Annotated in this window: 17 protein-coding genes and 1 pseudogene; 4 read left to right on the forward strand and 14 right to left on the reverse strand. The window is 44.0% G+C overall.

What is annotated here, in order from left to right:
• Window positions 1-66 precede the first annotated feature (66 nt).
• Window positions 67-525, reverse strand: coding sequence for an NUDIX domain-containing protein (locus MHB82_RS16645; protein WP_341175330.1), 459 nt, complete (start codon window positions 523-525; stop codon window positions 67-69).
• A 246-nt stretch (window positions 526-771) separates the two neighbouring features.
• Here MHB82_RS16645 and MHB82_RS16650 point away from each other — a divergent pair, with 246 nt between their 5' ends.
• Window positions 772-2097, forward strand: a complete 1326-nt coding sequence (locus MHB82_RS16650; protein WP_341175331.1) for a PepSY domain-containing protein — start codon at window positions 772-774, stop codon at window positions 2095-2097.
• 116 nt (window positions 2098-2213) lie between these two features.
• Here MHB82_RS16650 and MHB82_RS16655 read toward each other — a convergent pair whose 3' ends face one another.
• From MHB82_RS16655 to MHB82_RS16665, 3 genes are all read right to left on the reverse strand, one after another.
• Window positions 2214-4544 carry an ABC transporter ATP-binding protein/permease gene (locus tag MHB82_RS16655; protein WP_341175332.1) on the reverse strand — a complete coding sequence of 777 codons (2331 nt, stop codon included), beginning with the start codon at window positions 4542-4544 and terminating at the stop codon, window positions 2214-2216.
• A 246-nt stretch (window positions 4545-4790) separates the two neighbouring features.
• The gene (locus MHB82_RS16660) at window positions 4791-6299 is read right to left on the reverse strand and encodes an alpha/beta hydrolase family protein (RefSeq protein WP_341175333.1); all 1509 of its coding nucleotides are present in this window, start codon (window positions 6297-6299) and stop codon (window positions 4791-4793) included.
• A 93-nt stretch (window positions 6300-6392) separates the two neighbouring features.
• Window positions 6393-7358 (reverse strand): alpha/beta hydrolase, encoded by a 966-nt coding sequence (locus MHB82_RS16665; RefSeq protein WP_341175334.1) that lies wholly within the window; start codon window positions 7356-7358, stop codon window positions 6393-6395.
• A gap of 305 nt (window positions 7359-7663) precedes the next feature.
• Here MHB82_RS16665 and MHB82_RS16670 point away from each other — a divergent pair, with 305 nt between their 5' ends.
• Window positions 7664-8341, forward strand: a complete 678-nt coding sequence (locus MHB82_RS16670) for a response regulator transcription factor (RefSeq protein ID WP_341175335.1) — start codon at window positions 7664-7666, stop codon at window positions 8339-8341.
• Window positions 8331-9404 carry a HAMP domain-containing sensor histidine kinase gene (locus MHB82_RS16675; RefSeq protein WP_341175336.1) on the forward strand — a complete coding sequence of 358 codons (1074 nt, stop codon included), beginning with the start codon at window positions 8331-8333 and terminating at the stop codon, window positions 9402-9404. The genes MHB82_RS16670 and MHB82_RS16675 overlap by 11 nt, the downstream gene beginning before the upstream one ends.
• A 193-nt stretch (window positions 9405-9597) precedes the next feature.
• Here MHB82_RS16675 and MHB82_RS16680 read toward each other — a convergent pair whose 3' ends face one another.
• The 6 genes from MHB82_RS16680 to MHB82_RS16705 form a co-directional block, all read right to left on the reverse strand.
• A complete protein-coding gene (locus MHB82_RS16680) occupies window positions 9598-11877 on the reverse strand; it encodes a glycoside hydrolase family 95 protein (RefSeq protein ID WP_341175337.1) in 2280 nt (759 codons plus the stop codon).
• Window positions 11878-12158: 281 nt separating this feature from the next.
• Window positions 12159-13808, reverse strand: a complete 1650-nt coding sequence (locus MHB82_RS16685; protein ID WP_341175338.1) for an ABC transporter substrate-binding protein — start codon at window positions 13806-13808, stop codon at window positions 12159-12161.
• Window positions 13809-13842: 34 nt separating this feature from the next.
• Entirely contained in the window at window positions 13843-14769 is a 927-nt protein-coding gene (locus MHB82_RS16690) for a carbohydrate ABC transporter permease (RefSeq protein ID WP_095357727.1), read from the reverse strand.
• Window positions 14770-14796: 27 nt separating this feature from the next.
• Window positions 14797-15651, reverse strand: a complete 855-nt coding sequence (locus MHB82_RS16695; RefSeq protein ID WP_095357726.1) for an ABC transporter permease — start codon at window positions 15649-15651, stop codon at window positions 14797-14799.
• 334 nt (window positions 15652-15985) lie between these two features.
• Entirely contained in the window at window positions 15986-18307 is a 2322-nt protein-coding gene (locus tag MHB82_RS16700) for a helix-turn-helix domain-containing protein (RefSeq protein WP_341175339.1), read from the reverse strand.
• Between the two features lie 322 nt (window positions 18308-18629).
• The gene (locus tag MHB82_RS16705) at window positions 18630-19100 is read right to left on the reverse strand and encodes an NUDIX hydrolase (RefSeq protein WP_341175340.1); all 471 of its coding nucleotides are present in this window, start codon (window positions 19098-19100) and stop codon (window positions 18630-18632) included.
• 461 nt (window positions 19101-19561) lie between these two features.
• Here MHB82_RS16705 and MHB82_RS16710 point away from each other — a divergent pair.
• Window positions 19562-19891, forward strand: a pseudogene (locus MHB82_RS16710) (RidA family protein); the annotation flags it as partial.
• A 148-nt stretch (window positions 19892-20039) separates the two neighbouring features.
• On the opposite strand, the gene MHB82_RS16715 reads toward MHB82_RS16710, so the two are convergent.
• The 4 genes from MHB82_RS16715 to MHB82_RS16730 form a co-directional block, all read right to left on the reverse strand.
• Window positions 20040-20462, reverse strand: coding sequence for a DUF3237 family protein (locus MHB82_RS16715; RefSeq protein ID WP_341175341.1), 423 nt, complete (start codon window positions 20460-20462; stop codon window positions 20040-20042).
• Window positions 20463-20843: 381 nt separating this feature from the next.
• A complete protein-coding gene (locus MHB82_RS16720; protein WP_341175342.1) occupies window positions 20844-21494 on the reverse strand; it encodes a hypothetical protein in 651 nt (216 codons plus the stop codon).
• A gap of 137 nt (window positions 21495-21631) precedes the next feature.
• Window positions 21632-23278, reverse strand: a complete 1647-nt coding sequence (locus MHB82_RS16725; protein WP_341176651.1) for a carbohydrate-binding protein — start codon at window positions 23276-23278, stop codon at window positions 21632-21634.
• Between the two features lie 410 nt (window positions 23279-23688).
• The gene (locus MHB82_RS16730; protein ID WP_341175343.1) at window positions 23689-25278 is read right to left on the reverse strand and encodes a glycoside hydrolase family 43 protein; all 1590 of its coding nucleotides are present in this window, start codon (window positions 25276-25278) and stop codon (window positions 23689-23691) included.
• Window positions 25279-25335: the final 57 nt, after the last annotated feature.

Below are 25335 nucleotides of genomic sequence, written 5' to 3' on the forward strand. Positions count from 1 at the left end.
TCGCTCGCCGAATGGCGCCATTGGATGCTTTTCTTATAAATGAACCATGTTAGCTACAATCTCAGTCTACATACTAGGATTACCTGGTTCCTCATTTCCTAAGTACATCTCGGTTTTTTCTCCATTGAATAACTGCTGAATTTGCTTTCGCAATTTGGAAGGATACAATGGTTGCCCAATCAAATTATCGATATCAAGCCATTCATAACGGACTTGATGTCTGTCACCTTGGAAAAGTAAATGGTCAGTTAATCCTTTATATTCGCATAAAAACACAAAATCCACACGGTGAAACGCCTCACCATATACACCTTCAATGACAAATTCCAATGAATTAGGAATGATCTCGACTCCAACTTCTTCTGCGACTTCCCGCTTTACGGCTTCAGTTAATGTCTCCCCCGCACTTTGGCTTCCACCAGGCAGTATATAAAAAGCATCGCCCTCATCGTCTATCTTAATTGCCAACATTTTCCTGTCTTCAATGATTAAGGCCTTTACGGAATTTCTTATCCTTCTCTCCATCTTATCTACTATCCCCTATATTCCTATTGATTTTATCCTCAGGTTCAGTTGCGCTTAAAACTAAGTTAGCATATCAGTCTCAACAAATTCTGAACACCTCTAATGTATTTTTCGTCAATAATAGCGTACAGATTTAGTCAACGGGCGATGCAATTTTTATTGGTAATATTTACTCATTAAACAGTGCTCACATCTTTGCTAAAGTGGATAAGCATTATGATGACATAGACAGGAGTTTTAATAGACATGAACGTTCGCACCAAATCCATCATTGGTCTGCTTTGCGTGACGACTTTAGCAGGCGCGTATTTCAGCTATACGGAGCATCAGAATAATCGACAATGGGAGCGGCAGCAACAGAGCAGTACGCAACACTGGTCGAATATACAATCAATCTACCTGCGCGATTTTGACTATGCGCTTGCGGAATCCCTTGCGGCATCTACGATTGCAGATCGGCAAGCAGCACTTCAATCTGCGATTAAACATGCCAATATTATCTCGGAATATGTAAGGATCGGATCGATCACGATGAACTTTCAATCTTCGTCCTCGTATGAGTGGTTCATCACGGAAGGCAGCCACTACTTGGCCTATCCCGCCAGTGAGAAGGGAATGTCGCTCACCCCGGATCAATTAGAACAAATTCAGCGCTTGAGAACGTTCGCGAGGACCGCTCTGCCGTATCTCGAGCAGATGAGAAAGAAAGCTTTTGATTCCTCTTCTTCAGATATACAACAGATTTCGACCGAAATGGAAGAGGCCTTGTCTGAGCTCGACATGGTCTTCACATCCGGCAATAAAGCCTATAATGAATTCCGGTACAACCAAAATCCTTACATACCTCTGAAGCCAGGAACCGTTTTCGCCGGTGAAACCACGTATACGGCTATGGAGCTTGCGGCCAAAGCAAAGATCTTCATGGGAGAGACTTGGAATAAAGGGGCAGGTAAGCAAATCGTCCACATGACCTCTGGCGGGAGCAGCCCCGAGTTCGGAGAAGTCATGGATTTCCGGTTATCGGACACTGATGGAAAATCAACCAGTCCCTATACCGTCAAACTAAGTAAAAGCGGACACGTGCTCCAAGTGAGACGCAAGGGCTCGATCTCCAAAGATGCTGCTGTAGAGAAAAATATGGACTTAAAGCAGTTTATCGAAGTTGCGGACGCCTGGATGACTCGCTGGTCTGACGAACGTCTGACATTAACAGCGAAAGAGATAAAAGAAACTTCCATTTATCTCGTCTATATTCCAGTCCGGGAGCAAATCTCCATTACGCAGATGAAAGTCGTATGGCGATTTGATCGTCGTACAGGTGCGTTGATAAGCTTTGATGCGTCTAATTATTTTTCCCATTATAATAAAAACTTCCCCCTTCACCCGAAGCTGACAGCGGAGCAAGCCTCTGCGAAGCTTGGCCCATACGTAAACGTCTCGGGTAAGCCAAAGCTGAAGCTCCACAACGACAAACTCGTCTATGCATTTCCCGTCACCGGGATCGAAGGCGTTACTCACGTATACATTAACGCCCGCACAGGCGCTGGAGAAGGTATTGACTATAACCTGTAACCTATAACAAAAAGAGGCAGCCTCGCGAATACCATCGCTATGGACTGTCTCTTTTTATGTGTTGTTAGGATTGTTCATACTTCTTTTTGATCCGAGAGCATGGTTACGGCTTACCTTTATTCATTTCGTAACGCTTCAACAGGATCTTTCGCGGCAGCCATTCGAGATGGAAATACTCCCGCCAAGAGCGTAAGCAGCGTGCTTCCTACAATGAGATATAATGCATGAAGAGGACTCAGGTTGGCGATATTGGAAATATCAGCGAACTTCTGAACGAGAACATTGATGGGGTACGAAATCACGTAAGTGATCCCTACACCAAGCAGTCCAGCAGCCAAACCTACAATGATGGTTTCTGCATTGAACACCCTTGAAATGTCTCTTTTGCGTGCACCCACACTGCGAAGGATTCCGATCTCCTTGGTACGTTCAATAACAGAAACATACGTAATGATACCAATCATAACTGTGGAAACAAATAACGATATTCCGGCAAAACCAGTTAACACGGAAGTAATCCCATCGAGAAGTTTTTTGGTGATAGAGGTGATCCCTTCTGCAAAATCCGAGTAAATTACTTTTTCTTGATTGGATTTCCCTTCATTATATCGATCGAGATCATCTTTAATTTGTTCTTTGCCTTGAAAATCTGCAGGGAAAATGTCTATGCCAACTGGCGTATTCGTCACACCAAGCCATATCTCCGCCCTCTCCCTTGCTTCTTCACTCACAAAAGGTACACCCCGTAACACATCGGTATTTGTCTTGGCCTGTGCCTGTGCAATAGAGCTTTTTTGTGAGTCATCGAGCATCGCGCTTGTTAGATCGGAAGAATAAGCAAAACCCTCCGTTAAAAGACTGCTATTGATTCCTTCTTTAGGACGTAAAATCCCCGTTATTTTGAGGTTTGTTCCTGATGAGTTATTATATAATCTGCTGTAATCATTCGGAGTAGCAGCTACAAATAATTCATCAGTCTTTTTCGCATAAAAAAGATTGTTAGGGATGACCTTCAGGACTGTTTTTCCGATAAAATCAGTCAGTGGGTAATCAGATTTCACATCCGTTATCCCGATCTTCTCAAAGAAGGCTTCCTCCAACCGATTAAACTTGTCTACCACAAGGGCCACTTCATTCTTCTGAGTAGGTAACTTACTTCCTTTTCCAATCAGGTCATACTGGGATAAAACGAGGTCGTGGTTCTCCGGAAGCTGCTGCCAATACGCTTTCCCTCCAGCTTCGTTCCCTTTGTTGAAATCAACTACGGTGTTTTGTGCTTTCGCCAAAAGATTCAGGTGCAGTCCGTAATTAAACGTAACATTGGTAACGGAGCTTGGCATATCATTCTGAATGTTCTGGATGTAGTTTAGAAATTCATCTGTTATCTCGTTCGTATGCTTCTGATACTCCAACTCCGGACGAAAAGGATATACAACATCCTGAGTGGGATATTCTTTTAACTCTGTTGTTGGGCTTGGATCTTCATCTGTTCCTTCAACAGTGCCGGCGGTGATGTTAATTGGTAGTCCGCTTAAGGTACTGGCTTGCATGGAATCCAGATAAGTAGATAAACCATTGGAAAGAGCCAGAACCAGTGCCACTCCAATAATACCAATACTGCCTGCGAAAGCTGTCGTTAGCGTTCTTCCTCTTTTGGTTAAAAGATTTCGAAACGAAAGCATCATTGCGCTTTGCATGGACATGGATGTTTTCTTTATTTTCCTCTTATCTGTATTTGAAGTGTGCTTGGTTAACGATTCATCTTCATTCAGCGGATCACTGTCCGATATGATCTGGCCATCCAGCATTCGAATTATGCGGTCTGAATACATTTCTGCTTGCTCAGCGTTATGTGTCACCATAATAACAAGTCTTGTTTCGGAAACTGCTTTTAAAATGTCCATGATCTGATCACTGGTATGACTATCAAGTGCGCCTGTTGGTTCATCCGCAAGAATAATATCAGGGTTATTCACCAGTGCCCTGGCTATGGCAACCCGCTGCATTTGACCCCCGGACAACTGATTTGGCTTTTTATTTACATGTTTAGAAAGGCCAACATCATTCAATGCTTGTTTGGCTCGTCTTTTCCTTTCGGCAGGCTTAACACCAGAAAGTGTCATTGCTATCTCAACATTCTGTAATATCGTTTGATGTCCTATTAAGTTGTAACTCTGAAAAACAAAACCAATGGAATGATTACGGTAAGCATCCCAATCACGTTCTTTAAACTTCTTGGTGGAAATTCCGTTGATCATTAGATCTCCACTTTCATATTGATCCAAACCGCCAATAATGTTCAGAAGGGACGTTTTGCCACAACCCGATGGCCCGAGTATTGAGACCAGTTCACTCTGACGGAATCCAACGGTTACTCCTTGTACGGCAGTAACTTGTTCACCGCTCATATACGTTTTTTTAACATCAATTAGTTTAAGCTTCATCATACGTTCCTCCAGATTGTTTCAATTAAAGATATGTCTTTTTTGCCTTGATGTAATATACCTGATCTGAATAAACTGAAAATAAACGAATAGGATGATGGCTATAAACCAATTGAATTGCACCCTCAAAAGATACAAACAAAAAGGTCCCCATTAGATATGGGCACCTTTGATTTAAAGACTCCTATTTAAGGTATTGCTACATCTTATTTTAAAGCGAGTAATCGGCGGGCGGACTGTAGGATGTGTTTACATTTGAGATAATTCTACCTTTATCTTTCTCCATGCGTCTGCATACCGATTTTTGGCCGCTTCATCCTCAATGTTTGTGATTGAATTCTGAACAAAATGATTCAGTTCATCCATTGAATGATTTTTTGCCCACTGTGATAATTCTTCCACGACCTCCTGCTGATAAATGACAAGAGAGCCATAAACCGTATCATCCATTCCTTCATGAGCAGGTAATTGAACACTCCTTCCCTGATAACGATCCAGAAGTAAAAGAAGTTTTCTTGGCATCAGCATTTCTGTTTCTGCCAAGCTGCGGGAGAACATATCTCGAAGATACGGAATATCATCGGTTACCCCTGTTCCGGATGTCGCTCGATGGCTCCCGTATGATTCTACGGTTCCATCGTCGTAGATATTCAGATTGAACGGTTTCTTACTGTCATACGGAAGTATACTGTCTTTATCTGGATCAGTAATCATAATGTGTTCTGTTCTTGTAAGCTCTGAAGGCAGTTCTTCTTCCAAAGAATGTCCGAGAACTCCTGGATTGCTGCTATCCAGTCTTGTCGAAAATCCATCCGGCATTGAATTTCCGTTTTCTTCATAGGTGAATCGTCTTGAAATCTGATCGATTGGAACCAAAACATCTGAGGTGACATGATTGATGACCATAGGGCTGCTGAAATAATCTGTGAGACCAACGGGAGAAAATGCTTCCCATCTCGCGATATCTTCTTTGTCCGGAAAGTTTTCTAAGATCGGATCAAACATTCCGGACAACATGCCTAAAAATGGAATCGGTAGGTCCATCATCGTTTTCAGCATTTCTTTTTCTCCGTTATCTCCGGCAGTTATCATCTTAAAGAATCCTTTAAGCATGACCCAGCCCATATTATCGTTTACTTTGTTTCCTTCCGGAAAGTACTGATAAAAATTAAAGTATACATTGGTGATCGGTGAATTCGCTATCGAAGCATTGATTCCCATCTGTAAAGCATTGAGCATCAATGTCGTGTATCCGCCTGCACTTCCGCCAATAAGAGCGATTCTTTCATGATCGACTTCTTCCATATGACGAAGTGTATATAAGGCAGCATTATTAAAAACCAAATCATCATCGGTCAGCTGTCCATTGTATTTATTATCAAAGTTCGTCGGTGAAGCAACCATCCACCCTTCAGCCAGATACTTGCCCAATTCAAGTGCATCTTCGGTCATCTCATAGTGCGGAACATAGATGAGGGGCATCGGCTGCTCTGTATCTTCCGGAATATAGAGCCTCAATTGTCGGGTATCCACGATACTGTCCTTGTTGATGTATTTTATATCAATGGTTCTCTGTTCTATATTTTCAAGAGGAGGAATATCTCCTTGTGATTGCGCTTGTTGAGCAAATATCTTATCCATATCTAGTTCACTGCTATCATCTCTTGAAGGAAATAACGTATTTTTAATTTTCAATCCCACGATCAAGAGAATGACTATCAATATACTAATACCCACTATTTTTATCATTTTTCTCATGTGAACTCTCCTTGACACATTACTTCTTCGTCTTCTGTAACTGCCACATAAACCGGGCCTTCATATCCTATCTGCCACGTATACTGCCTGTAGTTAATGAGACATATATTTGTCTAAATACTCATTGATTTTTTCAAAGTATAATTGTGATTCTTTCCTATCATTCTGTAAACCATGACCTGATCGTTTAAATTCGATGAAATCGTGAGGAACACTATTATCTCTTAACGCCTCGATGAAATTTTTGGTTAGGCCGAAAGGCACCACTTTATCATAAGTGCCATAGGCAGCTAATGTTGGAACAGAGTTTTTGGTAATGTGTGTGTAAGGTGAAATTTCATCTACGTATTTTTTGTACTCCCCGTTTCTCATCATCTCTACGGTGATGCTTTCACCTGTCATAACTGAAGCAAACGATGCACCTGCTTTGGCAGCTTCATCTGTTTCATATGGGTTATCCATATTATCCATACCAAGCCAAATAGAAGGTTCAAAGCTAGGAGGGCCAACTCCTTCGAAGACCATTTTTAACGGGATCGGTGAGGAATCTACATCGCGGTATGCATAAAGTAGAGCAAGTGCACCTCCAGCAGACCCGCCCGATATGGCCATTTCATCAAGGTTATACCCGAGTTCTGCCGCCTCTTTTGTAATGACGGGTATACTTTGCTTAATTTCCTGAGACATTTGATTAAGGTTAACTGTATTCGTATCGGTTCGTAAGCTGTAATTAATGCCCGCAGCTACATAACCTTTGGATGTAAAATACTTCAGCATATCGGCATCGTCACTCTTATCTCCACTCGTAAATCCGCCTGCATGAAGATAAACGACAAGTCCATAAGTCTCCTTGGATTGATCAGCTGGAACATACAGGTCATAGTTGTTCAATTCTTCTTCACCGTACACAAGATCTGTATACACCGTTCCAACGGAATCACTCCAGTCCACATGTAATGGGTTGCTAAGTGTAGGAACCTTTAGTTTGAGAAAGACTGAACCAGAGAAGACGAATACAAAGGTAAGGATACAAGTTAGTATCCACATCATTTTTTTCATTAAAATAGTCTTCCTCCCAATAGCATATTTAACAACACACTAACTGCTAATCTTCCTAATACAAAAGCGATAACTGCAATTATGGCAAGAATAACAACACGTTTTTTGGTTAACATCGTTTCTCCTTTTTCTTCGTTTTCTGGTAGTTCGATATATATAATTAGCGTTTATTGGAGTTACATTATCATGAAAAAATAAACTGAAAATAAACAAGAAGCGTATTACCCCCTTGTTCACTTGAAGCAATATTTTGTGATAGAATGCAGTTCAGTTAAGTTCAGATGTAATGGAAAGGAATGAGAAAGATGTTCAAAATCCTCGTTGTAGAAGACGACAAAAATACAGCCAGATTAATGAAAACCATTATCGGGTCTGCAGGATACGAGGTATTCTTGGCGGAGAATGGCATTATGGCGTTAGAGTTATTGGACAAGCAGCAGTTTGATCTGATTGTGCTTGATATCATGATGCCTCACATGGATGGATTCGAATTGACCCAAATGATTCGGGAGAGCAGAAATGATATTCCTATTCTGATGGTTAGCGCAAAACATCTACCTGCTGACAAGCGTAAAGGCTTTATATCAGGCACTGACGATTATATGGTCAAACCAGTGGACGAAGACGAAATGCTTCTTCGAATCAAGGCTTTGCTGCGGCGAGCCAAGATTCAGAACGAACGAAAACTTCAAGTAGGGAAAATCACTCTTCAATATGATGAATTGTCTGTGACAAGAGAAGGCGAAGTACAGACGTTACCGCAAAAAGAGTTTTTTTTATTGTACAAATTGCTGTCGTATCCAGATAAAATTTTTACCCGCATTCAGTTAATGGATGAAATATGGGGTATGGACTCCGAAACTAGCGATATTACGTTAAATGTTCATATAAATAGGTTAAGAAAGCGATTTGGCGATTATCCTGAATTTGAAATCATCGCCATTCGGGGAATTGGTTACAAGGCGGTAAAACATGAAGACTAGAAAAAACAACAATATATCCTTGCGTGGTTTTGGACTCACGTTCATGTTTATGTTCATTGTGCTCTTTATTTTTCTCATCTCCATTTTTCTAGCGTGGTTCATCATCGTGTTTCTTGTGTACACTGGCCTCTACACACCGCCTTCAACAGAAGATCCAGAGTCTGGAGGCGCTGTGATGTTTATTGTTTATTTCGGTTCGGTTACTGTTCTCGTCAGTATCTTTGCCTCGTTGATCTTCAGCCGAATCCCCCTAGCTCCCATCCGTGAGGTTATTCATGCATCCGAAAAACTGGCTACAGGAAACTTTTCCGTCCGGATTCATCTCAAAGGGCCAAAAGAGTTAAGACAATTGAACAAAAGTTTCAATTATATGGCTGAAGAACTCGGCAGCCTTGAAATGCTGCGTTCCGATTTCATCAATAATTTCTCACATGAATTCAAAACACCAATCGTTTCCCTAAGAGGTTACGCAAAAGTCCTAAAAAGAGAAAACCTGTCCGTCTTGGAACGCAATGAATATCTGGATATCATTATTAATGAGTCAGAACGTCTTGCTGAACTTGCCACAAATGTCCTCCAGCTATCCAAAATAGAAAGTCAAGCCATTATAGCCGAAAAGACTTCTTATAACTTAACAGAGCAAATTAGAACGGTTATTGTATTGCTTGAGTCAAAATGGTCCGCAAAACATATCAGTTTTCAGGTTAATTCAGCTGAAGTGATGATTATCGCAAATGAAGATATGCTCAGCCAAGTTTGGATCAATCTTCTGGACAATGCCATCAAGTTTTCGCCCTTGAATTCAGAAATTACCATTAGTACGAAGTCGAAAGATGGACAAGTCAGTATTTCAATTCACAACAATGGGCCAAGGATTGAGTTGGATCAACAAAAATACATTTTCGATAAATTTTATCAAGGTGATGCCTCCCACTCCTCCCCTGGTAATGGTTTGGGTTTAAGTATCGCTCACAAGATCGTGATATTGCACGGTGGAACAATTAGAGTTGCAAAATCTGACGACAACGGTACCACATTTGAGGTTGCTCTTCCATTAAGTTAGCGATTAGTTGAAAGAAAGCAGCAGATCTCAAAGATCCACTGCTTTCTCAGAAAACGTTGGAGAAGATGACAGACAGGATAAACAGTAAACCGTCTCATAAGGCTGATTAGACAGCACACTCTTTCCATTCATCCGTAGCACAATGAGCTGGATATTCTGCTTCTACCGAAAGCAGATCGATTTATTAATCCGATCATTGGGTTTGTGACAACATTTCAGACGATGTCGGTGTAAACGTATACGTTCCGCCAGCTTCTGCGTTGAAAGAAATCGGCTTAAGGCCAGGACCTTCCAACTGACAAAGTCCAGCAACTGAACTTTTTACGGTGACTTCAGTAATTTCTGATTTCGCCCAGGAAAATCCAATGGTATATCCGCCACGGGCCCTGAGCCCCTCCACACTCCCGTCACACCAATTGTCTGGTAAGGCAGGTAGAAGCCGGATCACATCGGTGTGGCTCTGCATTAACATCTCAGCAATTCCAGAGGATCCCCCGAAGTTGCCGTCAATCTGAAACGGAGGATGATTGTCAAAAAGATTAGGCAACGTGGAGTGCTCCAGGAGAGCTCTTACATTTTCATAAGCCTTCTGTCCATCCTGTAGTCTTGCCCAGAAGTGAATGATCCAGGCCCGGCTCCATCCGGTGTGTCCACCCCCATTGTCCAATCTACGTTCGAGCGTTGTACGTGCGGCCTTTGCGAGTTCGGGCGTGTGTTCTGGAGTGAAGCTTTCTCCAGGGTACAAACCAAATAGATGCGAGATGTGCCGGTGCCCCGGTTCCACTTCTTCGTAATCCTCCATCCATTCCTGGATTTGGCCGTGTTTGCCGATTTGTGTCTTCGGAATTCGCGTCAGAACAGCAGCAAGTTCTTCCCTAAAGGTATGGTCCCTTCCGATCAACTCTGCACTTTGAATGCATGCAGTGAATAGAGCCTCAATGATCTGAAAATCCATCGAAGCGCCTGCACATAGAACCCCTACCTCACCATTTGGCAGCTTGTAGCTATTCTCTGGAGAGACGGATGGACAGGTAATCAGACGGCCATCTGCATCCTCAATTAGATAATCAAGGAGAAACTGCGCAGATTCCTTCATCGTTTCGTATGCTTCCTCCAGAAAAATGAGATTCTGACTATAGCGATAATGCTCCCATAAGTGCAGGCATAACCAAGCAGCACCCAGCGGCCAGAAGGAAGCGGGCAGGTAGGTATCCTGAGGGGCTGTGTCTGCCCAAATATCCGTATTATGATGTGCGGTAAACCCGCCGCAGTCATACATCTTTCGTGCCGTAATTCGGCCAGGCTCCCGCATTCGCTCAATCAGATCGAACAATGGCTCATGGCACTCGGCTAGATTGCAGTTTTCGGCAAGCCAGTAGTTCATTTGGGCATTAATGTTGATCGTAAATTTGCTGTCCCATGGCGGAGTGAAACTGTCATTCCATATGCCTTGAAGATTAGCAGGCAAGGAGCCTGGCCGGCTTGAGGAAATCAGCAGATAACGACCAAACTGAAAATAGGTTTCGATCAATTCGGGATCTTCTTCTCCCCTTTGGAATTGTTTTAATCTCTCATCCGTCGGACCATCATGACGATCAGAACGTTTGGACAGGTTCAATGAAACCCTGCTGTACAGTTCATGATAATCCGATGTATGCCGTACAAGCAGTGTTTCATAAGGAATCCGACTGAGCTCTTCTATACGAAGTTTATTGTATAATTCAGGATCTTCCTGGCGGAAAGTCGTTTCCGCAGCAAGCAGCAGTGTGACCGAGCTCGCCTCCTTCACCAGCAAATACTCGCCAAGGAGCTGACAGGCACCTCCATCTGGTATCGCTTTCAACACAGCTGCGAAGGAGCTGCCGTCTGTACCACCGCAATCACCAAGCATAATGAGTCCGCTTTGCTCCCACTTCTTGGTTTTCTCCAGGTATCTCCAATTCTGTCGATTAAAACGGGCTTTCATAGACAAGGCATTCTTCTTGTCTGTTGAGATTCGGATGATAATGGCTTGATCCGGATGGCTGGCAAACAGCTCACGAGTATAACGGATACCATTAACCTGATAGCTAACCCGGGAGATTCCCCGGTTCAAATCCAGCTCACGTACATAATCTTCAACAGGACCATCATGATTGCCGAATGATAACTGCAGCTCACCAAGTGGCACATAATGTCTCTGGGCTTCAGGAAGCCCGGCCATCGTCATGCTGGCCAACTCTTCAGCCTCCCGAAGTTTCCCTTCCATGATTAACTTGCGGATATTGGGCAGATTGGGCAGTGCATCATCGTTATTCCGATCCCGGGGGCCCCCATACCACATCGAGTCTTCATTTAACTTCAAACGCTCCTCCGCTACGCCTCCAAATATCATTGCCCCAAGCCGGCCGTTCCCGATTGGCAAGGCCTCGTTCCATATCTCTGCCGGTTTGCTGTACCACATGCGATGATTGTTCCGATTAGATTCTTTCATTCTGAACCTCCACTATGAATTTCAATGAATGATAAGAGATTAATCTCATAATAACATCCCAACAAAGAATAAAAATAACGTATTAATGCAGATCCATACTCTTTCATGATATGAGAATCGAGAAGATCATGTATTGGGAGATTTTCTTCGATAAACATCAATGAGATTGGCTTCCTGCCATAAAAGATTACGGACCTGATTCGCAAGAATGCGAACCGGCCCGTGTTTGATAATAATAAATGATTTGTCGCCCAGGATTGGTATATACCTACCCATTCTCCCTACTTGGAAATGGATGAAGAATCAAACGCTGCCTGCATAATTTCCAGATAACGCTTGATGTTGAGGCCTTCCAGCCCTTTCACATAATCGTCCCAATCCTTTTCCAGACTCTTTGCTCCTGTGATGAACTGCAGGGCATTCTGGTCAATATAATCCTTGAGGTTCGTCTGCATCATGCTTGTTTCATCCGCATTTGCCGGGTCCACCCATAGGGCCCAATGCGGAAAAACTTCCTGGGGTTCTTTGTCTTCCATCAAGAGTGTTGCCTCATAAAGTCGGCGCTCATAACCGTCACCTGCATAGATGTCCTTGCCTTGTACTTCGGCATCGCGGTATGCTCTGTGGTGATTATACTGACTCAGCGCACCCCAGCTGTCATTACGAGGCTCCTCACCTGTGGGGAGGGGAATGGCTTTGTAGAGTGGCTCTACCTGATCATTAAGGGCAATGTCGCCTTCCTCCGGCTTGCGCCAGCTGGTGCCCTCCTCACCCAAATATGCACTCATGGCTCCTTCTTGTGTGTAGAGATAATCCAGCATTTTTATGGCTGCAATCTGTGTCTCTTCACTTGCCTTGTTTGTTAGTACAAACGATGCTCCAGGGTCAATTGGATAGTTATAGGTCGCATAATTGGCATGCGGCCCTTTCAAAGGCGGAATCGGATTATAATCCTTCCCATATGGGGCGCCCTCGGCCGTATTTACAAAAAGAGATGGGTGCATGGCTGCACCTGCACCAAGAAGCTGCGCATCTGCATTATCTCCGATTTTTTTAAAGGCCCCCACATTTTGCGTGAACGCACCGGGGTCAATCAAACCTTCATCGTACAGCGACTTGATATAGGCCAGTCCTTCCTTCCACTCCGGTTTGTTCGCAACCGTATCAACCCGGCCTTCCTTTGCAATGAGATAGGTTCTGTCATCGTCGTAGATAAACCCGTTCATCAAATAGGGAATGATGTGCACGCCGAAATTTTCAATAGAACCGCTCAGCGGAACTTCATCCGCTTTACCGTTGCCGTTCGGGTCCTTGGTTTTGAACGCTTTAAGCACTTCCTTAAATTCTTCCGTCGTTGTAGGCTCGGATAAGCCGAGCTGTTCTAGCCATTTCGTATTCATCCACATTTTGTTCGGGTATGAGCAGTGGAAACATTCATTTAAGCCCGTCAAACCGTAAATATTGCCGTCTGGCGCAGTATTCATTGCTTTGTAATACTCACTGCTGTCCAGTACCTTTTTGATATTCGGTGCGTATTGCTCAATTAGATCATTGAGCGGCACAATGACACCTTGCTGGCCAAATTTCAACAAGTCCGTTTGAGAAAAACGGTCAACCCATGGAATGAGCAAATACAGATCCGGGTAGTCCCCCGAAGCCAATGATATCTGTCTTTTTTCAGCCGCGCCATCAAAAGGAACCGTCGTCCAGTTGATCTTCACGTTAAACTTCTCTTCCATCTTTTTCGTAAACTTGTTCGTTTGAAGGTTGGTATCCGAACTTTGATGAGCAAACACATTAATGGTCACGTTGTCCCCGGATGAAGGGCCGCTCCCCTCTTCTCCGCTGCCCTGATTTGAGGATGAACATCCCGCTAGTGCCACAGACAAGAGCAGTATACAAGCAAGTACGAATGACCCTGTTTTTCTCAAATAGACCCTCTCCCTTATGAATGAATGTAGTGAACTAGCCCTTGACGGAGCCAATCAACATGCCCTGAACGAAATATCGCTGCACAAACGGATAAATGACGAGTACCGGCAAACTGGCCATAACAATGAGTGAGAACTTCATCAACTCGGCCATTTGCTGCTGCTTCACCATCTCTCCCACATCCATATTCCCCGTGCTGTTACTCAGAATCAGAATGCTGCGGAGAATCAACTGAAGCGGATAGAGCGATTGCGTTTTTAAATAAATCAGGGCATCAAAATACGCATTCCACTGCCCAACGGCATACATCAATGACAAAACAGCGACGATGGGTTTGGCGAGAGGCAAAATGACGCTGAAAATGAAACGGATATCACTGCATCCGTCAATATCGGCTGCCTCGGAGAGCTCTTCCGGGATGGAATTCTGAAAAAAAGTACGTGCGATAATCACCTGCCACACCCAGATGGCATTAGGAATCAACAGAGCCCAGCGTGTATCAATCAGTCCCATGGATTTAACCACGAGGTACGTTGGAATTAATCCGCCGGAAAATAGCATGGTGAATGTAATAAACATCATGAGAGGGCTGCGCCCAACAAAGGTCTTTTTGGAAAGCGGATAAGCAATCATAATGGTCAGCGCTACACTAATGATTGTTCCTATTGTGGTGTAAAATAACGAATTGGCGTAACCCATGATAACCTGATCGTTGCGCAATACAGACTTATAGCCGTCGAGTGTCATATCAACAGGCCACAGCCAGACTTTTCCGGATGTAACTGCTGCCGGGCTGCTCAGAGAAGAGCTTACGATATAGATCAGTGGATAGAGTACTGCAATCAAGACAACTGTCAGAATGAGGTAGATGATGGCTATAAACACCCGGTCCCCAAAAGATTCTCTGATGGTACTCCTCTGACTAACCGCTGAACCGGCTTGGGACTGCAACTTGCTCATCTGATTCCCCCCTTTCCTTTTGCCGCATTACCATAAGCTTGTATTGGACAGACGCTTGGCAGCAGCATTGACCGTTAACAACAGAATCAGGTTAATAAGCGAATTAAAGAGGCCAACTGCGGTAGCAAAGCTGTAATTGGCATTCAGTAAACCCATTTTGTACACATAGGTGGAGATAATCTCGGAAGCCGATAAGTTCAACGGATTTTGCAGCAAATAAATTTTTTCAAATCCGACGGCCATGATATTGCCAACGCTCAGAATCAGAATAATGACTGCCGCCGGCAGCAGGCCGGGCAGATCGATGTTCACCATTTTCTGAAACCGGTTAGCTCCATCAACCTTGGCTGCCTCGTACAACGAAGGATCAATACCTGCAAGTGCTGCCAAATAGATGACTGCGGAATATCCCATGCTCTGCCAGACATCTGAAAATACATAGATGGAACGAAACAGCCCAGGCTCTCCAAGGAAATTGACCGCTTCAAAACCAAGCGTTCCTGCGATTGTGTTCACAATGCCCAGCCGTGGCGATAGGAAAAGCATGATGATGGATACCATAACAACGGTTGAAATAAAGTAAGGTGCATAAGTAACCATCTGTACCGTTTTTTTGAATTTGGCATTCTTGACTTCGTTCAACGCCAGTGCTAGAAGTATCGGGACTGGAAAACCCACGACCAAACTGTAAAACGAAATATACAGTGTGTTTTTGATCAGGGTAGCGAACGCCGGATTTTGGAAAAGCAGCTCAAAATATTTGGTGCCTACCCATGGACTTCCCCAGATCCCCTTGATCACGTTGTAATCCTTAAAAGCGAGCACTGCATTAACCATAGGTACATACTTGAAAATAATGAAGTACGCGACGGGAGGAATCATCAAAAGATAGAGCTGCCAATGCCTCCTCCAGCTTCTGGACAAGGCCAGTTTCACTGCAGACCGCCTGCCTTGTTTTACTACCGTTTTGCCATTCGAGATTGTTGTTCTCAGAGTCATCCCCCCAGGAGGTAGCCTATATGAATAAGGCCCTCTTTTTTTGATAGCGCTTTCTTGTTCGTAATCATAAGAGGGCTCCCTCAGTCACGTAAAGGTACACTTTACTCGTTGAGGTACGAATCAAGGACAACAAGGCCGAGAAGCCTGATATGGCTTTAATTTCGCAATGATTTTTTTGATGTTTCTGCTTGGATTGATAATCATGATTGTGCCAGCTTCATTTCATTTCGTTCTCCATCTGGCGAAATGAACTAGGCAAAATCCCACGGACTCGCTTGAAGGCTCTTCGGAACGAATGCGCGCTGTTGTATCCGGTGGTCAGGGCAATCTCATCGATCGTCCGTTCAGTCTCACGCAGCAGTTCAGCAGCTTTGTTAATTCGTACCTTCTCCACATAGTCGGAAAGGTTCTCTCCGGTATACTCTTTGAATAACTGCGAGATATATTTTTCCGGTTTACCCATTTGTTCTGCAATGCGATATACCGTTAAGGTTGCATCCGCATAGCGTTCCTGAATGTAAGCCATCGTTTCGTTGATAATTTCAGTATGCATATTGGATTTTTTGCGTTGTATGTTCAGGCAGATGTCTTTCGCCAGTTGATGAAACTTTTCCCGGAGTATGGTTACACTGTCGGTTACCTGAATAGCCGCAATCCGATTCTTAAACTCATCGACAAGCGCTTCGTCAAGCATGACTTTAGGTTCCAGCTTCAGAAATGTTCCCTTCAATTCCACAACGAACTGCTGTGTCATGTCATAAGACAGCTCTCGCTCGGTAAAATTGCGGTGGAACAACTGATCCAGAACCCGAACTGATTCTTCCATTTCACCCGCCTTCAGCGTATTGAGCAGACGCTGTTCGGACTCCATCGGATAGTAATACAATTCGGTTTCCTTGACGGTGTCCTCGAATCTCACCAGATGCTCAGTTCCCATATGAATGGCATATTCCAATGCTTGTCTGGCCTCGTTAAACGAACGGCCAACATCATTCCACACCTCATAAGAAGCACCCATTCCAACAGTGGTCGATACCCGGTATTCCCGGTAAACTGCATCCATCTGTTTGCTCAGTTCGGATACCGTTGTGTGCAAGGATATATCCGAAGCTTCTACGCTAAGCGGTTGTACAAAAGCAATCTGATCTGTTCCCCAGTCTGTTATCAAGATCTCTGAATTCCATGTCGTCAAAGCTTCATGCACGATAAGCCTCGCAACGCTTAGTTCTTGAATAATTTCTTCGCTATCCGGACTTCCATAACCGTCTACCTTCACAATTCCTACAACCCCTCGGCTCGTATGAAGGGATATGTCGGTCTGGGAAGAAATCGCCTCCAACTCACGGATGGTGTAAAACTCACCTGTCAGCAGACGTTTGATAAATCCATCCCTTAACATGGGAATCTGTTCATTTAATGCATTCTTAAGTACATGGTTATTGGTGATTAGGCTGGTGATATTGCTTGCCAAAAAATCATATTCGTTGCTTGTCTTTCCAGGCAGCCCTATATCCTGTTCCCGGAAGACCGACAGAAGCCGGTGAATCGGCGCACTGTGTCGGTAAGCCAGCATTAGCCCAATCAATAATCCAATACCAAGTGTTGCTAGCGTAAAAGTTAAGGTAACCTGCTTGATCTGATCGGCTTTTACCATAAGCGCACCTTCGGGGATGCCAGCCATGTAATTCCAGCCATTTTGATTGGAGTGAATGGAAATGAGTAGCCGCCCGTCGTCCATTGGCATCACTTCATCGTTCTTGTTAGCAGGCATACCTTTCAAGTTTTCCGCCTCGGCTTCATCTATACCACGTGAAAAAATAATATCCCCATTCGAATCTGTCACCAATGTCCACCCCCCATATTGCTCCACAATATGTTGAGTCAAACTCGCCATCTGATTCTCATCAATCATGACGCCAATGGTAGCCTGCGGCTTGTTGAAGCTGTTTAAAGGAATCGACTGAAGAAACGTGATGGCTGGAGCGTCCACAAACACATCACTTCGAATCTCCTTCTTATAACTTTGTAGGGGAATGATTTCATTTAAATGCGGCTTTTTTAATACGTTCTCTTTCCACTCTGCGAACGTTATGCCTTCCAGGCGGTTGGCAGCAAAATAATGTTCAGGTCGGTAGTAAACCGTCGTAGGCGTAATAATGACATTATAGTTGGGGATATAGATGAAAAAACGAGACAAATAATCATTCGTACTGCTGTACATGGACAGGCTGCGCTGCATGCGGCTCAAACCATAGACATTATTAACGTCATGCGGCTTGGGATCAGCTATCAAACGGTTTAAATCCTGGTTAATGGCCAGTTGTCTCGTGAAATCTTCAACCAACATCAAATTTCGTTCAATAATCTCCTTGCTCAGGTTGAGCGATTTGAGGCTGTTCTCAATCGAGCTGGTCCTCGCTGCTTCAATGGATGTTCGATAGGAGGCATATCCGGCAATTTGAGGAATCATGAGAACAATAAGATACGAAATCATGAATCTGCGAAACAAAGGCGAGAATTTGGACCATAAGCGCTGCATATGTACCCCCTTCTTTAGTAAGCGTTTACAAAACTGTTTTGTTAATGATACACCTATCATTTGCACAAGGTGAAGGTACAACTTCGGCTTTTGGGTACAAATCCTTAAATTCCTACTTATGACCGAAATCATTCACTGAAAAGTCCTCGCTATTTCCAACCTATTGGTTCGTTTTTAAACGTTATTGTATGGTGTGGCGGTGTTTTTGTTTCTCACCTTTCACGCACTCAACCGGCTCAAGCCTAACGAAAAGAGCCGATCAGCTCGATCGGCTGTCTCCTTGCTTTTTTTAAGCAATCATTTCCGTTAGCTCAATCATGTATCACACAAACTCAATTAACTTCCTATCTATTTCTGCGATATCACCAATCTCCGATGTACCATCCCAAAGAATAATTGAAGAAGCTTCATCGTTTTCAACAAAATCATGAAGTTGGGATAGTTCCCCCATAAACAGAGCCCCATATTCTGTCCGTTCAGGTCCATGGAAACTTGGCTGAAGTTTAAACTTCATTAACCCTTTAAATTCAGCCGTGTCCATAGGTTGATTGGTTTCCTCAAACAATTCTCGAATGACACATTGTTCAGCGTTCTCACCGGGTTCGATCATACCTCCCGGCAGTTCCCAGTTGTTTCTCCACTTATTATGCATAAGGAGGAACTTCCCTTGGCACTTCACCACAATTAGGGCATGGGTTAGTGGAGCATCCAGCGTCATTGTAATGAGCTTTTCATCCTTGATAGGATTAAATTCCAAAAAAATGTTGCCTTTTGAATCCGTCATGATTGTCATGCACACATCCTCCATTTCTGTTATAAAAAAATAAAAAACGCGCCAGACCGAAGTCCTGCGCGTTGTATATCGCAGGATGGTAAGCGCGTATAGCGTTAACCCATCCCTAATTTTTCAAGGAATAGATTAACGCTCTCCATGATGATAACGTTGTTTTAATTCTAAAATGAACATGGTTCATTCCTCCAATCACTGACTATGGAAATAATACCCATCGTTGTGCTTTAGAGTCAAGTATAAGTTTTGATGACCTAATTTTTTCTTTACGACCACCCAAATATGTGTTAGCTTTTATAACATTACCATTACGAAAGCGAGTGGGTTGAAGATGGATCTGCAGCATTTATTGACTATCCCCATTCTATCCAAAGCAAAGGTTATCGCTGGGCATCACGGCCTCAATCGCTATGTACAATCCATTAACATTATGAACACCCCAATTCCCGCTCCCCTTCTCACACGCTGTCCGCGCAGGAGATTTTGTCTACGTCGCAGGTCAGGTAGGCGTAGATCCGCAGACGCTTGATCCAATCGGTGGCATTAAGGAGCAGACGGAACAGTGCATTCACTATATAGAAGTTATCCTCCAGGAAGCGGGCCTCACACTCGATCATATCGTTAAGGCAACCACTCATCTGGCCCGAGTAGAAGATCAGCCGGAATATAATGAAGTATATGGACGGATGATGAAAGAGCCCTATCCCGCCCGTATTACCGTATTCAGCGGATTAGGCCCTTACTTGATTGAGATGGAAGTGTTGGCGTATGCCCCTTCGGTGCGGGGTGAGTAGTATACCGCCTAGAGATGCCTCGAAATCTTCAGAATTCAATTAAGGAAAAGAAAAAATAATGAAGGATTTTAAAAGGGACGAAGCAGTGTTCTAAGCTGCTTCGTCCCCTTTCACGATATATGAAAATTCAGTTTGGCGCTCATCCAAACTATACGTTTCTATAGATATGAATATCTATTCCAGTATTCGAAGGTATGCCTTCGCCCATTAGTTCATCATTGTTCAAATAGGACAGCGCTTGGCTGTTCGTGATGATTTTAGGAGAGGTTCGAAACAATACATTCTCCAGTTTCTCATCGAACATTCCATTATTCTCGATATACATTTTACAAGCTTCACCTGTAAAATCCTTACCCTGAAGCATGTATCTTGCAGATAAGCTATGCCGGCCGCCATTCGGACCAATAATTTGAGTATCTACCCCTCCAGGAAGAATGTCACCTTCGAAATATTCTCCTGTGACATGGCCACCAAAAGAAATCATGACTACGGAGTCGCCATCATTATTGTTGGAGAGATCCGTAGTATCCCCTATCGCAACATGTACCGTGAATACTTTTTCCCATGCCATGAATTTCACCTGCTCTTTAAGTATAGAGTCATCTACAATTTTATCGTTATCAACATCTGTTGGACTGAAATAGTCCTTAAATAGCAGTTATCACAGCGTAGACAAAACCTTATAACATATCTTCTTATAAAACATTAGGTCACTAGTAACTTCAATCTTCAATCGTAAATATATTGACACACAGCGGAAGGCACTGATTGCAATTCGATTCTAGAGGACAGCCCAATTTCATCAATTCAACATGATGTTATTCCTTTCCTCCAAATGATCACAAATCTATAATTCCTGTTTCTCCACCATCTTGTAATAACCCCCCTTTTGCGGAATAATAGCTTGCTTTCATAAGAGGTTTTAGAATCGGGTTAATGATCTCGTTTCTCGTTAGCTCAAAGACTCCGTAATAGAAATTAGCCAATCACGGCTGCTATCTTCAGCCACGACTTCATACTGTAATGCCTTGCCCCTAGTCGGTCCTACCTCCGCCCAAATCAATCTCTGTGATTCATTGTCTCCGATGTAAACGGCTTCGTTGGAACGAATTGTTAACTTCTCAATCGTTTGTTTCTCCATATCAGGTACCTGAATACGACTTTTTGTCGTTCCGAAAATCCGGAATTGAAATAGCGTTTCATCTTTACGATATAATAAACTGACACCAACGAACGTATCATTTGGTTTGAGATCTCTCACAACATCTTTGCCAGTTTCTGAACTCTCCATAGCCATTTCATCGATTTCTTCCTCTGTCAGATTGTCAAATCCATAATAAACCTGAATATCCAACACATTAGCATCAGCAGGAAATACGGGCTCCCATGGTGATAGTTTTGCCATTAACTCTGTAACACCTCCGAGCCACTTCACTGCTCCGTAATTTGTTTGCTGACTGATTTTTTTATCAGCGGCAAGATATATCCCTCTTCCCATCCCAGGTTTTAATTGGCGAACAATGCGATCAATGGTACTCTCCCCTTGAGATGAATCGATATTTACAATGGCTAACACTTCTCCCTCTTCATTCCTCATTTCCAAAGTCTACACGCTCCTTGTAAGGTAGTAAGGACGCAGCTTCAAAATCATGAGTAACCCCCATCCCAGGAACCGATTAGCGGTTCAAAAGCAGGACGGGGGCTTGGCTAATTATTCTCTACATTGTCATAACGGTACACTTATTGGACTGCAGTGACATTGATGTTATCAATATTTGGCCCTTCTGTACCAGTTGTGACCACTTTAATCGTATTGGTTCCCGCGTTCATGGGGACCTGAATGGTTTTTTCACTCCAGGTCGACCAGCTGCCTGTTGCCGGGAAGGGTTCGTTGCTGATGACTTTGGTTCCGTTAACGAAAATGTCGAGATTACGCGTTCCGCTTTCCTGGGCGTAACGAAATTTCACGTTTTTGGTACCTGTTATCGTGTTATTGATGGCATTCCACTGAATGGCCGAACCTGTATACGCATTAAAGTTCACGTATCCGGTCCCAGTGTATCCCGGGTAGAGCGTCTCGATCACGGCATCGGTAAGTGTAGTGCCCGTTTCCGCCTCGTACGTGGTTCCGCTGCCTGGAGTGACACTACCACCGGTAATGTTGGCTACAAACGTTGTTACGCTTTGGGCTGGCAGTTGTGCTGTAAAGGCTCCACCTGACACCGTAATCGGTGCTCCGCTTGCCAGGTTTCGGCTGCTATCCGTAACCCAAGAGGATACAGTGGAAGCGTTACCATTCTGCAGGACAAATTTTTGGCTTACAGCCGAGGTGCCGCGATTAATCGCCACAATGACCGCCTTATTATCACCTTTGTAGGCTGAAACGAAAGTATTGGTATCCGGATTTTTGGTTGCATCGACTCGGTAATAGCCTGGCCGCACGAATTTGGAGAAGTGGGCCATATTATATCCACGTTTGCTAATGCTTCCATCCTCATTCATCGGGCCATATTGTCTCCGAATGTACCACCATACATAAGCCTGGAAATCCCCTTCAACCATGGCATTATGCATATGGTAAGATACGTCCAGTGCCTCAGGCCAACGGTCTGACGAGTTGTTATCACTGTTCGGGTAATACACTTCGGTCATCCACAGTTCTTTGCCGGCTCCCTTTTGCTTAAAGAGCGGGTATGCGAAATCTTTGAACTGTGTCCCGTACGTATGTGCTCCCAGAATGTCCATATTGGCGAGTGCCTGAGGATCATTTAGAATCGGATCAGACATGTTTTTCAAATACTGGAACGATTCAGGAGCCATGACTTTGGTATTCTGGATGGATCCTGCATTCTCCTTCATGAAACGAAGCATCTCCTGCGGTGTCCACCATGTCCATTCATGGGCATAATCCGGCTCGTTTTGTACCGAAATGGCATACAGATTTACACCGTTATCTTTCATGTAAGTGACAAAGTCGTTCAGATGCTGTGCGTACGCGGCATATTTGTCGTATCTCAATCGTTTGGCGTTTGTATCCCCGTTGCGATTGAAGGTTTCGACCATGTCGCTTGGCGGATTCCAGGGAGAAGCGAATACGAGCGCACCTTGCTCTATGGCTCTTTTCGCGGTAGCCACCTCCCTGTACCAGTTATTTCGATTTTCGTCGACATAGATTCTCAGTATGGAAAAACCCAGCTGGTTCGCTCCGTTGCCAAAGGCGGTTTCACGCTGAGCTGCCGTCAAGTCACCGATCCAGGCGGGATGATTAATGCCTCCAAACCCCTTGATAAGCTGTTTTTCGGAAGACAAATTAATGTTGGCATCACTTGCTGCTGATACGTGTGTCGGCGTTAACATGAGAGGCAGGGCTGTTAAACAGGCCAACAGAACATGAACTGATTTTTTTTAAATTCATCTTAAATTTCAATATCTTCACCTTCCTCAATCCTCAAATTGTTGTAGATATGAAAGCGTATTCAAAAATATCAACTTGTCCAGCAGCGAATAGAAATTCATGTACCACTCCCTTTCAGATCAAAAACAAAAACTAGATTTTATTTGTAAATCTTACTATATTATTCATTTAGCTAAAACCTGACAAATTATAGGTTATTTCTGGTTTGCGTAAGTTGGAGATATATAGCAGACCACCAGATCAGCAGCTTGGCAGATGTCAAAGCTAAAAAAAAAATGACCCCTGAAGAATACAGGAGTCATCTGTTAAGTACTTCGCAACTTCAAGGTTGGTCCTCACCTGTTTACTACAAAGGTCTTAATTCAGCATTGAATCGGTTCATTTATGTCGTTTCGTTCTTTGTTTTCTTATACAAAAAGTAATCAAAATCAGCATGCTTGCGGGTACCGCCAAGATCCTGCACACAGAGACCAATATATGTTCCTGTAAACCGGATGTATTCCGGAGATTCATCGGACAGATGTGTGACATCCAACCATCCACCTGCAGGATACCAGGATGGTTCATCATCACATGCATAGTAAAAGCAGGCACGGTCATACTCATACGCCACCTTCAACCGAATCCGACTCACTGATTTCAAGGGAATATCCTCCAACAGTTCATCGTATATTCCGTATCTCGACTGAAGAATTCCCAAGCACGTTCCCTTCTCTTCATGATAGGTGACCCGTAAATAGAGATAGTCTTTGGTATCGTAGTACAGTATTAGTCCTGCCATTTGCTGTGGATGGTCCGGGGCAAATTCCAGGCAAGTTTCAGCTTCACACCTGAAATCCTGAAGCCTCCGGGCAACCATGCTTTGTCTGTGTGTCGAGCTCATGGACTCCATCCCGCGCAAGCGCAAGTAACCAGGACGTTCCGTCATGCTGAGCCAAGATGGATCTGGTGGGATACGAAGGGTATTCCAATCGTTCCGGAGCTCTGATTGATCGAATTGGTCCATTTCGGGTGCCGGTTCAAATGGAACCGACGAGATTTTCGGTGCAGGCACCGAAACCTCCGGATGCCGACCACCGTTTGAAAGCTTCAGCCAGCCTTCATCGCTCCACGTACACGGTTGAAGAGCAGTCTCACGTCCTAGGATGCAAAATTTCTCATGAACTGGCCTTCCGACCAGATGAGCCATATACCATTCACCCGTGTGAGTTTCGACAAGACTGCCATGACCGGCCTTTTGCAGAGTCAATTCCGGCCTGCCGTATGAAGTAAGAATTGGATTCGCCGGATCAACTTCATAAGGACCTTGCAGGGAACGAGAGCGGGCAACCGTAACGGCATGTTCATAACCCGTACCGCCTTCAGCCGTAATCAAGTAATAATAGTCTTTGTATTTATATAGATGAGGCGCTTCTGTCAGCCCCAGTTCTGTTCCCTTAAAAATGTTAATGGCAGGTCCGATCAGCTTTTGGTCCTGAACAGAGTACTCCTGCAACACGATGCCTGCAAATCGATTTTTGCCCTTCCGATGATCCCAGATCATGTTAACCAGCCACTTGCGACCATCTTCATCGTGAAACAAGGAAGGATCGAACCCGCTGCTGTTCAGAAAAACCGGTTCGGACCATGGCCCTTCGATATCTGTTGCGGTCACAAGGTAATTGTGAGTATCTTTGAAAGCCCCTACACGGCTTTTGACATCTGTGTAGATCAGGTAAAATACGCCGTTGTCAAAGCTAAGGCATGGCGCCCATACCCCTCCGGAATTAATGTTTCCTTCCATATTCAGCTGAGTGCTGCGGGTCAGCGGAGAAGTTATCGGCCGCCAATGAACTAGGTCCCGGGAATGGTGAATTCGTACACCCGGGAACCATTCGAAGGTGGAAGTGGCGATATAATAATCTTCCCCCGCCCTGCATATGGACGGATCGGGATGGAAACCGGGAAGAATGGGGTTGGTAATCATATTCATTATAGAAGCAACCTCCGGTATTAAAATAATGGCAGATACAACAAATGATAAAAATGC

It is taken from the genome of Paenibacillus sp. FSL K6-2862, assembly GCF_038005125.1.
Classification (GTDB): Bacteria; Bacillota; Bacilli; order Paenibacillales; family Paenibacillaceae; genus Paenibacillus; species Paenibacillus illinoisensis_A.